This is a genomic window from Acinetobacter sp. Ag2 (assembly GCF_001005515.1).
In the GTDB taxonomy this organism is placed as follows: domain Bacteria; phylum Pseudomonadota; class Gammaproteobacteria; order Pseudomonadales; family Moraxellaceae; genus Acinetobacter; species Acinetobacter bereziniae.
In genome coordinates, this window is record NZ_LBNA01000059.1 from 244897 (window position 1) to 257815 (window position 12919).

The following is a 12919-nucleotide window of genomic DNA, read 5'->3' on the forward strand; positions in this document are numbered from 1 at the left end:
GTAATAATATGTTTACATTTTTTTATAAAACAATACTTTACTTAAAATCATATTAAGAGACTGAGAATAGCCTATTTATACTAAAATCTGACGCATCTAACTATTGTAATTTGTTAAAAAAAAGAGTGTTATTAGCAAACATTTTTCAAATTAGCTGATGGACATGCCTAATTTAAACACAACTCATCAATTCGATGTGATTATTGTGGGTAGTGGCGGTGCAGGCTTAAGTTTAGCCTTATCCTTACCTGAACATTTCAATATTGCTGTTTTAGCAAAATCTACATTGACAGATGCAAGCACTTATTATGCTCAAGGTGGTGTTGCTGCTGTGCTTGATGAAACCGATTCTATTCAACAGCATATTGATGACACTATGATTGCAGGCGCGCATTTATGTGAGCTTGATGCAGTGAAGCATACTGTTGAAGGTGGACGACCTTCAGTCGATTTCCTGTTAAACCACGGTGTTCAGTTTACCTTAGATGAAGATGAGCAACTACACTTGACCCGTGAAGGTGGACATTCTCAAAGGCGTATCATCCATTCAGCTGATGCCACTGGAAAAGCGATTTCAACCACCTTAGTTGAAAGAGCCCGTGAAAAGAAAAATATCGAAATTTTTGAAAACTACATTGCGATTGATTTAATCACTACACATAAGCTGGGGCACAAACAACAACAGAACCGAGCAGTGGGTCTTTATGCCTTAGATGAAAGCAATGAAAAAGTACATACGTTTTTAGCCCCATTTACCGCACTTGCTTGTGGGGGCGCCATGAAAGCTTATTTGTACACCTCGAATCCTGATATTGCGACTGGGGATGGAATTGCCATGGCATATCGAGCAGGTTGTCGTGTTGCAAATATGGAATTTAATCAATTTCACCCAACCTGTTTATATCACCCTCAAGCACGCTCTTTCTTAATCACTGAAGCGATGCGAGGCGAAGGTGCGTATTTACGTCTCCCTGATGGCGAACGTTTCATGTTACGCTTCGACGAACGTGCTGAACTTGCTCCACGAGATATTGTCGCCCGTGCAATTGACTATGAAATCAAACGTCTAGGTATTCGGCATGTCTGGTTGGATATTAGTCATAAACCTAAAGAATTTGTCAAAGAGCACTTCCCTACCCTGTATGCTCGTCTCTTGGAGTTGGGAATTGATATTACTCAGGATATGATTCCAGTCGTACCAGCTGCACACTATACCTGTGGTGGTGTCGTTGTGGATGAAAACAGCCAAACAGACATTGCAGGTTTATATGCGATTGGCGAGACATCCTATACAGGTTTACATGGTGCAAACCGTATGGCAAGTAATTCTCTGCTGGAGTGTTTCGTATATGGCATGAGTGCGGCAAAAGATATTGAAGCCAAATTTGACCACCAATTTAAAAGCCCGAATGTTCCTGAATGGGATGCATCACAATCGACAAATCCAGATGAGGATGTGGTCATCTTACAAAACTGGGATGAGCTGCGCCAAACCATGTGGAACTATGTTGGTATTGTCCGTACCACGAAACGTTTGCAACGTGCCTTACACCGTATTGAAATGCTTAAAAAAGAGATTACTGAGTATTATCAAGACTACCATGTCAGTAAGAACTTGATTGAATTACGGAATCTGGTCATGGTTTCAGAAATGATCGTGCGCTGTGCAATGCAACGTAAAGAGTCACGGGGTCTACATTACACACTAGACTATCCCGAGCTTTCTAACGAGTTAAGAAAAACCGTTTTGACCCCTCCTAACTTTACGGTCGAAACCCCTTTAGTGAATGCTGAAGTTTAAAGAGGACAATTAAATAGCCAGATAATTCTGGCTATTATTCATTTTTTGCATAATAACGCACTTGGGTTTTATTGATTATTTCTCATGATTGTCGCATATAGCTTTTTGGCGATAGATGCATAATTTTCTTAAACATGACGATAAAAGAACTATCACTATCATAGCCCAATTTCATTGCAACTTGATGGACTGAATCCCCATCAGTCAACCATTGCAGTGCCAAGACCACATGTAATTTTCGCCGCCATTGATTAATACTCATTCCAGTATTGTGATGAAAAATCCGTGTCAAACTGCGTTCGCTCATACAGCAACGACTCGCCCATTCAGCCAAATTTAGATTTTGATCTGGTTGTTTTAATAAATCATGCGCGATCTGTAACATACGCGAATCTTTTGGCATCGGTAAATAAAATATTGGGTGAGCAGTAGACTGTATTTCATCTAGCAAACAGTCCATTAAACGTCGATTGTTTTCTACAAATGATGTTTCAGAAAATGTTTCAATCCGTTCTAACATTGCATTCATTAAATGGGTCATTTGTAACATGGTACATGTGTGTGCTGAAAAATGCTGCAACACAGTATTAACAAATGCTACATAACCTGTTGAAATACCGTAACTACTGACTTTATGTAAGGTATTTGATGGAATCCATAAGGCATGCTGCGCTGGAACTACCCAAATTCCTGATGGTGTTTCAACCGTAATCAATCCGCTTGTAGTTGCCAATAACTGACTTTGCTCATGTTGGTGAGAAGCAAGTTCCCAGTCTGGAACTTGCCGATCGATTTTTAATACAAATAAAGGCAAATTATGCTGATCCAATCGTGAATGGAAGGTTTCATTTTGCATCATTATTCGCCCATTTTTCTCCTGAGCACAGCATCAATTATTTTATTCGCTTGTTGATGATTATCGACAATAAACATCGGATAACCTGAGAACTTAATAAAATTATTGGCAAACTTTTGAGTTTCCAAGCGAATATCTGCATCTGGCTCAATATGGATAAATGCTTTAACGTATTGTGCCAAAATCTCACGTTTTGACTTTACCCAAGCAGCAACCTGTTTACGTGCCTCGTGATCCGCCTTTTGTGCAGGAAATGCGCCTTCACTGAGAAAGACAAATGTTTCTTTTCGGCTAAGTAATGATTCATATATGGCAATGGTTTCACTGACTGAAACGGCATCATCGGGTCGGAAGCTCACAGGGATGATTGGAAAATTTTCTAAATTTTGGATAAACATGGCATGGCTCCTCAAATAAGAATAATTATCATTTTATTGTGCTCACATGAATACACATTACCCAATTGAGCCAAAAAATAGGGTAATCCAGCCAAATTTTTATGAATTTTATCTTTATGGTTTTTTATAATAAATCTGATGTGCTGTATGAAAAGTTTGAGCATGTAAATTGACCAAATCCTCAAGCTTCTGATATCCACCTGCCAGCACAAACATCAGTGGAATTCCTTCCCGCTTCGCAAGATTAAATACCATTTCATCGCGTTTTTGAATTAACTCTGTACTCAACCACGCTGAACCGTAAGGATCTGCTTGATGGCAATCCATGCCTGCTTGGTAAATAATTATATCAGCCTTCCACTCATTGGCTCGTTGAAAAGCCTCATGTATCGCCATGGTATACTGCGCAAAACTCCCATGCTTCGTATGTACATGGCGACTTTCGGCACGTTCATACGTTGGATAGCCAAATGCCAAACCATAAATGCTAAAATTATATAAATTCTCTAATCTTCGGGTAAATTCAGCAGTTCCATCACCACCATGCTGATCACAATCCAAAATAAAGATTCGTTTATTCGCAAAATGCTGCGCAATCAGTGCCAAGCCATTGAAGGTACAATATGAACCGCCATAGTCATAATTGGCGTGATGAAAACCTTGTGCAATATTGGCTGCAATACCATGTTGAAAAGCCAGCTCCGTCGCCAGTATTTGCCCACCATTGATGGACAAAACTGCATCACGTAATTGTTCATTCCATGGTTTAAAACCAGCAAAAGTTGCAAGTTTAGTCGGTTGTCCTGTTAAAAATGCCTCCACATATCTTGGAGAATGCAAGGCTTTTAAAATTTCTGGATCTACAGGTTGGGGTTCGTGAAATTTATAATGATTGAATTGTTGTAATTGCTCGGCAACTGCAACAAGTTTTTCCATGCTATTGGTATGTGTTTGAGCAAAATAGCGCGATGAAAAACAAACATTTAACATAAAGTTATCCGAGACTAGCGACTCTCAATTGTGATAATGCAACGTCATTCAGCTGTTTAATTAAGGTTGTATCAGGACTAAATAATCCATTATTCACTTGTTGTTCAAAATGGGTAGTGAACGCTCTTTTTCGATTCTCAGGTGAGATCGCTAAAGTGGTCAATCGTAAAAACCAAAAACCCTGAATTTCTTTATATGGAATGATATAACCTTTGAATTCTTGATTAGGCACTTTATTGTCAATTTGTTCAATATCATATTCTACCGAAAATAAAGAACCAACTGGAATGCGAATACCATTCATGATTAAAGGTTGTAAGTTGATACAGGAATGATCATCCCCCATATTCATTTTTTCAATCAATAATGGGCGGTTTTGTTCATCGATAAAAATATTGATTGAACCTTGTCTCAGCATTGAACGGTGCGCGATTTTCAGGAAAAAATTTTCAGCCATTGGACAAGAACCTACTTTAGGTTTTCCCGCTAATGTTTGGATTTCAACATAACCTGTTTTCTCGGCTGTTTTCGGTAAAATCACATCTTCCAGCATACAACAAATGATTTGGCTTTCTTCAAGTTCAGCCTGCTGAGATAATTTTCTTAAACTTGCTTGGGTTGTAACCTCTTGCTCAACAAGGACTCTAAAATCATCATTTTTTTGTTGCTGCGGGTCAGCGAGAAAGTTTTCAATTGAGCGGTTTTGATCTAGATTATGCCAATCCTCAATATCAAAACCATAGATATTTTTTTGATCAATAATTTTCTTTAATCTTTTAAAGTCATAGTCTTGAAATATTTTTAAATCCGTCGCTTCAACGTTGTCACGAGGAAAATTAATATACTCAGCCAAGACTCGAGTTGCTTGTGTGTATCCACAACCTCGGCGTTCCGTCTGATGCGAATAGTGTTCATTTAACATCTCTGTCAATTTATTTGATAAGGGAAAAACATTTTCCTTAAACAAACGAACGACTTCATGATCTGATGACATATTCTCTATTCCGTTTTATAAAATGATTTAATTTTTAAAAATAAACTATTTATTATGAATAAATTAGCATTATCCCCGAGATAACTCAATATAGCATCTCAAAGCGAATTCCAGCTAGATTAAATGATATATTTCACCTAATAAATGAAGTATTTGTGCTTTTTATACACGTTGCTTATTTTTGTGGAGGAATTGAATATGTTCCAGTGACATGAGCAACAGGATCATCTGAATCTAAAGAGTAAATCCATACCTCACCGACAACTAGAGCTTTACCGACCTTCATTAATTTACAAACACCACGAATATCTACACCGCCAGTAGGCTTACGTAGAAAATTGATATTCATATTGGTCGTTACAGCCAAGCCAATTAATCCGATTTCTCCTAAAATCGCCACATATAAGGCAAAATCAGCCAATGCCATCATGGTTGGACCTGATACTGTTCCACCTGGGCGAATGTCTTGATCACTGACATGCCAAACCAAAGAAGCACCTTTTTCAGTCACTTCTTCGATTTCACAACGCGCTAAGCTTGGTGAAAAAAATTGCTGTAAAAATTCAACGATTTCAGTTTTTGTACTTTTCATCATTCACGTCTTTATATCCTTGACCTAAAACAATATAAAGACTTTTGAGATTGAAAACATCAGAATAAATGAATCAATTACAGTTATTTTAGGTAGCGCAAAGCTTCTGCAAAGACTTGCTCTGGTGTTTGAGTAGCATCTAAACGTTTCATTCTTTGCGCATCACGTAAATGAATTTCAGAAAAGCCACTACGTACAGACTCAAAGAACACCACTTTTTCTTGTTCAAAACGATCTAAAGCGCCTCGAGCTCGTGCACGATTCATCCCAAGTTCAATCGGCGCATCCAACCAAAAAGTAATATCTGGCATTTTAGAAACAAAATTTTGATTTAACAGTTGTAACTTTTCCCGACTTAAACCACGACCAGCGCATTGATAGGCAAAACTTGAATCGACAAAACGGTCGCATAATACAATTTTGCCTTGTGCCAATGCAGGTAATATCACAGCTGCCAAATGTTGCGCGCGTGCTGCATACATCAACAATAACTCAGTATCATGGCTCATTTGCTCTTCATGATTTACAGACAGCAACAATGAACGGATTTGCTCAGCTAAAGGTGTGCCACCAGGTTCACGCGTTAAAACAACTTGTTTACCTTGCTGTTGAAAATGTTCATACAATTTTTGGATGAGTGTGGTTTTTCCTACCCCTTCAGTTCCTTCAAAACTTATAAACATACTCATTCCTTAACTTTAGATCGCATAACTTCAATATATTGTTGTACCGCACGATTATGGTCATTTAAATTTGAGCTAAATTTATGACCACCATTTCCAGTTGCAACAAAATAAATATTTTCAGAATCATCTGGATGCATTGTCGCTTCAATCGCTTTTTTACTTGGTAGCGCAATCGGCGTAGGCGGTAAACCATTTATCGTGTAGGTATTATAGGCGGTTGGCGTACGCAAATCTTGTTTTGAAATCTTACCTGTATATTTATCCCCCATACCATAAATTACGGTTGGATCCGTTTGTAAACGCATTCCCAATTTCAAACGGCGACAAAATACACCAGAAACTTGCCTAAGCTCACTGTCAACACTGGTTTCTTTCTCTATGATCGACGCCATAATCAAGGCTTCATATTTTGTTTTATAAGGTAAGTTTGGTGCGCGTTTTTCCCAAGCATCATCTAAGATTTTCATTTGACGCTGATACAAATCTGTCAAAATCTGCTTATCGGTAGCCCCTTTATCAAAAAAATACGTGTCTGGTGCAAACAATCCTTCTGGATGCTCATAAGGAATACCCAATACTTTTAGCATCTCGCCACGAGGAAGCTGAATGACTGATTTTTCAATCAATGGATCTTTATTTAAAGATTGAATCAGTTGCTTTACCGTTGTGCCTTCAATGACCAAAAGTCGACTCATTTGAGCATTTTCAATATTTGACACCATTTCTAAAACTTGGCGTACACTCATGCCTTTGCTGACTTCATAGACTCCAGCTTTCATGGTATCGTGAATGAAAATCTTACGATACAACTTTAAAATAATTGGAAAATTGACTTTATCTTCTTTGGCTAAATCATCAATAAAACCTGTATAGGTTTCTCCATTTGTAATGGAAAGCTTTTGTTTCGCTCCAGAAACTGGGTAGCTTTTAAAAAGACTCATTTTTAAAATAATGCCAATGATGACTAAAAGAACCACCACAAAAATTGCAATGCCTTTATAGATGTTCGTGCCTGCTTTGGCTTGAGTATTCTTTTTAGATTTGGGCTTAGATTTCGCTTTAGGCATGAGAATTAAACTGACTTAAATTTAAAGTGTTAAATAACTCAACACAAGGTTGAGTGTCTAAATTCAGATGATTCAATGTTGTCACCGCTTTCATTGGACTTAATGCATTACAGAAAAATAAACTCTGAATATACTTAATTTCATCCATATCAATAAAACGTTGTTCACAGGAAACACCATCATGTTGCATTCGTGACAATATTTCAGCACGCATCACCCCATGCACACCATTATAGCGAAGTTCAGGGGTAATCCATGTATTGTTTATTTGAAAAAAGCAATTACTGCTGATCCCTTCGACAATTGAACCTTGCACATCGGTCACCAGCGCTTCTATCCAGCCATTTTGTTGTGCTTCTTTTTTTAGCATGACCTGTTCTAAACGATTCAATGTTTTCAAACCCACTAAATTGGGCATTAATAAACCAATCGCCTGATTTAAAACACCACTTTGAATAAATTCAGGTTGAAAATGACTGGTCACTTTTGGGTAAAACATCAAATAAAAATCAGCATCATGATCAGGCATCGCATAACCACGATCCCCCTCACCTCGACTCAAAACAAGTTTGAGCGTCCCGTTTAAAATACTAAATTGTTGCTTGAGTAACGCCAAGCTTTGATCCAAAAGCTCAAAATCAAAATTTAGATAAAGTCGTTCTGCCGCCAATTTTATTCGTGCACGATGCAAAGACTCCAGTTCAAAATTTCCTTGATGAAATCTGGCTGTGGTAAAGCAACCATCACCATAATGAAATGCTCGATCCAAAAGTGGAATAGAATCAATTTGTTGAGCATTTTTAAAACAGATCATTACACAATTTCCTGTGGCTTTACCCAATTACATTCTGAAACATACATAACATCTATTTCTCTTTTATTCATATAAAATTCGTTTTTTATTATTTTTTATGAATAAAGACTCGCATTATGCTTACACCATCTTACCGAACTTCAGAAATAAATGGGGCAAAAAATGCAGTTCTCTAAACTTAAATTTGCTGTAGCAGCAGCACTGATTTCAACCACATCTTTCAGCGTGGCAGCAAAAGATTTTTTAAACGTATCTTATGATCCAACACGAGAATTGTACGATAACTTCAACAAACAATTCGCGACATTCTGGAAGTCTAAAACAGGGCAAGACATTCAGTTTAAACAATCTCATGGTGGTTCAGGCAAACAAGCACGAGCAGTGATTGATGGTTTACAGGCTGATGTGGTTACCCTTGCTTTAGCAGCAGATATTGATGCGATTGCACAAAGTACCAATTTATTGCCAAAAGACTGGCAAAAGAAATTTCCTCAGAACTCAACACCATATACATCTACTATCGTATTCTTGGTTCGTAAAGGTAATCCAAAAGGAATCAAAGACTGGGGTGATTTGGTTAAGCCGGGCGTAGAAATCGTTACGCCAAACCCGAAAACATCGGGTGGTGCACGTTGGAACTATTTAGCAGCTTGGGCTTGGGCAAAGCATAAATATGGTTCAGATGCAAAAGCGCAAGATTTTGTTCGTCAAATTTATAAACAAACCAAAGTGCTTGACTCAGGTGCGCGCGGTGCAACAACCACATTTGCCGAACGTGGCATCGGTGATGTGTTATTGGCTTGGGAAAACGAAGCTTATCTGTCTACCCGTGAGCAGCCAGGTAAGTTTGAGATCATCACCCCATCATTATCGATCTTGGCAGAACCACCAGTGGCGATCGTAGAAAAGAATGCTGAAAAAGATGGTAATTTAAATCTAGCGAAAGCTTATTTGAACTATTTGTATTCACCTGCGGGTCAGGAAATTGCAGCTAAAAACTTCTATCGTCCTCGTAATGCTGCGACATTGCAAAAATATGCAACCACATTCAAGCCATTGAAATTGGTGACAATTGATAAAGAGTTTGGTGGCTGGACAAAAGTTCAAAAACAACACTTTGACAACAATGGTGTATTTGATCAAATTGTTAAAGCCAATGCAAGCAGTAAATAACTGATCTCAATCAACTTAAACTAAAAAACAGGAGCACCGACATGATTCATACCATTATTGTTCCGGGCGTTGGTGGAAGCGATTACGATCACTGGCAGTCTAAATTACAACGTGAACTCATGTCATGCTCTCGTGTAAAGCAACAGGATTGGAACTTACCTATATTAAAAGACTGGGTTGCTGAATTTGTCAGAACTGTATTGAATGCGCCTCAGCCTGTTCAAATTGTTGCACATAGTTTTGGTTGCTTGACGACTGTTGCAGCTTTGGCACAACATCCTGAAATTACCACTAAAGTGAGAAAAGTTATTTTAGTTGCACCAGCTAATCCTGCACGTTTTGGTGAAGCTGGTTTTGCTCGAAACAGTATTGGCAATTATGAAAATTATTTTCAAACCTTAAATATTGCTGTTCCAGCTGAAATGATTATTTCTGAAAATGACCCTTGGTTAGACTTTGAAGATGCTCAAAAATTGGCGCGTGCTTGGAAAATCAAGCCAAGAAATTTAGGTCAAGTCGGTCATATCAATGTTGCTTCAGGTTTTGGACATTTTCCAGAAATATATGATCACTTAATCATAGAGCAACAAAAAATCTTTATGAGTAATACTGATGATACCAAGTTGTTTTTTAAATTTGCAATTTAACCATTGCCTTTTAAGCTTGCAAAAATCGTTTTAAATTTGCTTATTGATTTCAATAAGCTTTCTCTCTTTTGAGGAGTCATCATGTCGCAGCGATCCCGAGTGCTGCCAGGTTTTGGTCTTTCACTAGGCTTCACCCTAGCGTATCTATCTTTAATCGTACTGATACCACTTTCTGCCGTATTCATAAAATCATTAGGCGTAGGTTGGGATGGTTTATGGGAAATCTTGAGCTCTGAACGTATTTTAAAATCATTACAGCTCAGTTTTACCACCGCTCTCATTGCAGCCTTGATCAATGTGATTTTTGGTTTTTTATTGGCGTGGTGCTTAGTCCGTTATTCATTTCCAGGCAAACGTATAGTCGATGCACTTGTCGACTTACCTTTTGCTTTACCTACCGCGGTTGCAGGTATTGCTCTGACCTCTTTATATGCCTCAACCGGCTGGATTGGACAATTGCTTGAACCATTAGGGATTAAAATCGCCTATACATCTCTGGGTATTACCTTAGCCCTGATTTTTATCGGAATCCCTTTCGTTGTACGCACAGTGCAACCTGTATTGAGCGACCTTGAAACAGAACTGGAAGAAGCCGCTTCTGCACTCGGTGCTAATCGTTTTCAAATCGTGACTAAAATCATTTTACCTATTCTCTTCCCAGCATTGTTAACCGGTTTTGCCTTAGCATTTGCACGGGGCGTGGGTGAATATGGTTCAGTTATTTTCATCGCAGGGAATATTCCTTACGAAACTGAAATTGCACCATTGATGATTATTACCCGTTTAGAAGAATATGATTATGCTGGAGCAACCACCATTGCTGTGGTAATGCTTATTATTTCTTTCTTTATTTTACTACTGATTAACTTGATTCAGGCTTGGGCAAGTCGCCGTACAGGGAGAACTGCACGATGAGCTTAAATACCAACAGCAATGCCTTGGCTGAAAAGCTACAATCTCGTGATGCAACCCGTGAACCAATATGGGTGCGTTATACCCTACTTATTATTGGGTTAATCTTCTTCCTGAGTTGCTTAGTTCTTCCTTTAGTGCTGATTTTTGTTGAGGCATTGAAACAAGGAGTTCAGGTTTATTTCGCATCATTGATCGATCCATACACTTTATCTGCCGTGAAACTCACCTTACTCACCGCAGCAATTGCCGTTCCACTGAATGTCATTTTTGGTGTTACTGCCGCATGGTGTGTCGCTAAATTTAATTTCCGTGGCAAGTCTATCCTCACCACGATTATTGATGCTCCATTTTCTGTATCACCAGTGATTGCGGGTATGATGCTGGTATTGATCTTTGGTTCGCAAGGTTGGATTGGGTCATGGTTAATTGAACATGACATTAAAATTCTATATGCCACACCTGCAATCATCATTGCCACCGTATTTATTACCGTTCCATTTGTTGCCCGTGAATTAATTCCACTCATGGAAGCTCAAGGTACAGAGGAAGAAGAAGCGGCTATTGTACTCGGCGCATCAGGTTGGCAAACCTTTTGGAAAATCACCATTCCCAACATTAAATGGGGTCTGATCTACGGCGTAATTTTGTGTAATGCCCGTGCAATGGGTGAGTTTGGTGCAGTGTCGGTCGTATCTGGGCATATCCGTGGTGAAACCAATACTTTACCCTTACATATTGAAATTTTATATAACGAACCAAATTCGATTAGTGCTGCTTTTGCGGTTTCGACCTTGTTAGCATTTTTGGCAATTATTACCCTTATTTTAAAAACATGGGTTGAATATCGCCAAGAAAAACAAGACCGTGAAAGTAAAGAATCTACTGTTTCTTAAGGAATTGCACATGAGTATTCAAGTTAAAAATATTGAAAAAAACTTTGGTGCATTCCATGCACTTAAAAACATCTCTCTGGATTTTCCAGAAGGTCAATTGGTTGCCTTACTTGGACCTTCAGGTTGTGGTAAAACCACACTACTTCGTATTATCGCCGGTCTAGAATCAGCAGATCGAGGTCAAGTGATTCTTGAGGGTACAGACGCAACCAATATTCACGTACGTGAACGTCAGGTGGGCTTTGTATTTCAGCACTATGCTTTATTTCGCCATATGACTGTATATGACAATATCGCATTTGGTTTACGTGTTCGTCCTAAATCAACACGCCCGAATGAAACTGAAATTAAAAAACGTGTTACACGTTTGCTGGATCTGGTTCAATTGGGTTTCTTGGCAGATCGCTATCCTGCCCAACTGTCTGGTGGTCAACGTCAACGTATTGCTTTGGCACGTGCCTTAGCTGTTGAACCACGTGTGTTGTTACTGGATGAACCATTTGGTGCACTTGATGCCAAAGTCCGTAAAGAATTGCGTCGTTGGCTCAGAACCCTGCATGATGAGTTGCATATCACCTCTATTTTTGTGACCCATGACCAAGAAGAAGCATTGGAAGTCGCCGATCAAATCGTGGTGATGAATAAAGGTGATATCGAACAGATTGGCTCGCCACGAGAAGTTTATGAGAAACCAGCAACACCATTTGTCTTTGACTTTTTAGGTCAAGCGAATCGATTTGAAGGTGAGAACCATCAAGGTATTATTCAAATTGGTGATGATCGAATCCAACTGCCTTCAACGCAAAATACGGCTGATGGTAAAGTGATTGCTTTTGCTCGACCAAATGAATTGAGAATTCACGCACAACCGACTGAAAATGCAATTCAAGCAACCTTCTTACGTGAATTATGGATTGCCGGTAAAGTCATGGCGGAGTTACAAGATCGCCAAGGACAACTGATTGAAATTGCTTTAAATCCAGAAGAAGCAAAATTACATCAATACAGACCAAATCAAACAGTTTGGGTAAGTGCATCTACACTTCACCTATTTGAAAATCAAGTCGCGTAATCGTCGACAGGATGAGTACTC

At 38.7% G+C, this 12919-nt stretch carries 14 protein-coding genes; 6 read left to right on the plus strand and 8 right to left on the minus strand.

Annotated elements, in window-relative coordinates:
• Positions 1–157: 157 nt before the first annotated feature.
• Positions 158–1801 carry an L-aspartate oxidase gene (nadB, locus tag AAV97_RS20340; protein WP_046761566.1) on the plus strand — a complete coding sequence of 548 codons (1644 nt, stop codon included), beginning with the start codon at positions 158–160 and terminating at the stop codon, positions 1799–1801.
• Positions 1802–1883: 82 nt separating this feature from the next.
• On the opposite strand, the gene AAV97_RS20345 is transcribed toward nadB, so the two are convergent.
• From AAV97_RS20345 to pabC, 8 genes are all read right to left on the minus strand, one after another.
• Positions 1884–2660, minus strand: coding sequence for a helix-turn-helix domain-containing protein (locus AAV97_RS20345; protein WP_046761567.1), 777 nt, complete (start codon positions 2658–2660; stop codon positions 1884–1886).
• Positions 2660–3055 carry a hypothetical protein gene (locus tag AAV97_RS20350; protein ID WP_009584173.1) on the minus strand — a complete coding sequence of 132 codons (396 nt, stop codon included), beginning with the start codon at positions 3053–3055 and terminating at the stop codon, positions 2660–2662. Before AAV97_RS20350 ends, AAV97_RS20345 begins: the two co-directional genes overlap by 1 nt.
• Before the next feature lie 114 nt (positions 3056–3169).
• Entirely contained in the window at positions 3170–4045 is an 876-nt protein-coding gene (locus AAV97_RS20355; RefSeq protein ID WP_046761568.1) for a histone deacetylase, read from the minus strand.
• A gap of 4 nt (positions 4046–4049) precedes the next feature.
• Positions 4050–5039 carry a hypothetical protein gene (locus AAV97_RS20360; protein WP_042087690.1) on the minus strand — a complete coding sequence of 330 codons (990 nt, stop codon included), beginning with the start codon at positions 5037–5039 and terminating at the stop codon, positions 4050–4052.
• 175 nt (positions 5040–5214) lie between these two features.
• Positions 5215–5631: a PaaI family thioesterase gene (locus AAV97_RS20365; RefSeq protein WP_010591279.1), complete on the minus strand. Its 417-nt coding sequence runs from the start codon at positions 5629–5631 to the stop codon at positions 5215–5217.
• A gap of 83 nt (positions 5632–5714) precedes the next feature.
• Complete coding sequence (tmk, locus tag AAV97_RS20370) at positions 5715–6314, minus strand: dTMP kinase (RefSeq protein WP_004829305.1); 600 nt, start codon at positions 6312–6314, stop codon at positions 5715–5717.
• Positions 6315–6316: 2 nt separating this feature from the next.
• Complete coding sequence (gene mltG, locus AAV97_RS20375; RefSeq protein WP_046761569.1) at positions 6317–7384, minus strand: endolytic transglycosylase MltG; 1068 nt, start codon at positions 7382–7384, stop codon at positions 6317–6319.
• Entirely contained in the window at positions 7377–8198 is an 822-nt protein-coding gene (gene pabC, locus AAV97_RS20380; protein ID WP_046761570.1) for an aminodeoxychorismate lyase, read from the minus strand. Before pabC ends, mltG begins: the two co-directional genes overlap by 8 nt.
• 162 nt (positions 8199–8360) lie before the next feature.
• Between pabC and AAV97_RS20385 the strand changes: the two genes are divergently transcribed.
• The 5 genes from AAV97_RS20385 (at position 8361) to AAV97_RS20405 (ending at position 12898) form a co-directional block, all read left to right on the plus strand.
• Positions 8361–9371 (plus strand): sulfate ABC transporter substrate-binding protein, encoded by a 1011-nt coding sequence (locus tag AAV97_RS20385; protein ID WP_034708264.1) that lies wholly within the window; start codon positions 8361–8363, stop codon positions 9369–9371.
• 41 nt (positions 9372–9412) lie between these two features.
• Positions 9413–10018 (plus strand): RBBP9/YdeN family alpha/beta hydrolase, encoded by a 606-nt coding sequence (locus AAV97_RS20390; protein WP_005032813.1) that lies wholly within the window; start codon positions 9413–9415, stop codon positions 10016–10018.
• 81 nt (positions 10019–10099) lie between these two features.
• Positions 10100–10933 (plus strand): sulfate ABC transporter permease subunit CysT, encoded by an 834-nt coding sequence (gene cysT, locus AAV97_RS20395; protein ID WP_035300041.1) that lies wholly within the window; start codon positions 10100–10102, stop codon positions 10931–10933.
• Positions 10930–11826, plus strand: coding sequence for a sulfate ABC transporter permease subunit CysW (gene cysW / locus AAV97_RS20400; RefSeq protein WP_009584164.1), 897 nt, complete (start codon positions 10930–10932; stop codon positions 11824–11826). The genes cysT and cysW overlap by 4 nt, the downstream gene beginning before the upstream one ends.
• A 10-nt stretch (positions 11827–11836) precedes the next feature.
• A complete protein-coding gene (locus AAV97_RS20405) occupies positions 11837–12898 on the plus strand; it encodes a sulfate/molybdate ABC transporter ATP-binding protein (protein WP_004829320.1) in 1062 nt (353 codons plus the stop codon).
• The last annotated feature ends 21 nt before the right edge of the window (positions 12899–12919 follow it).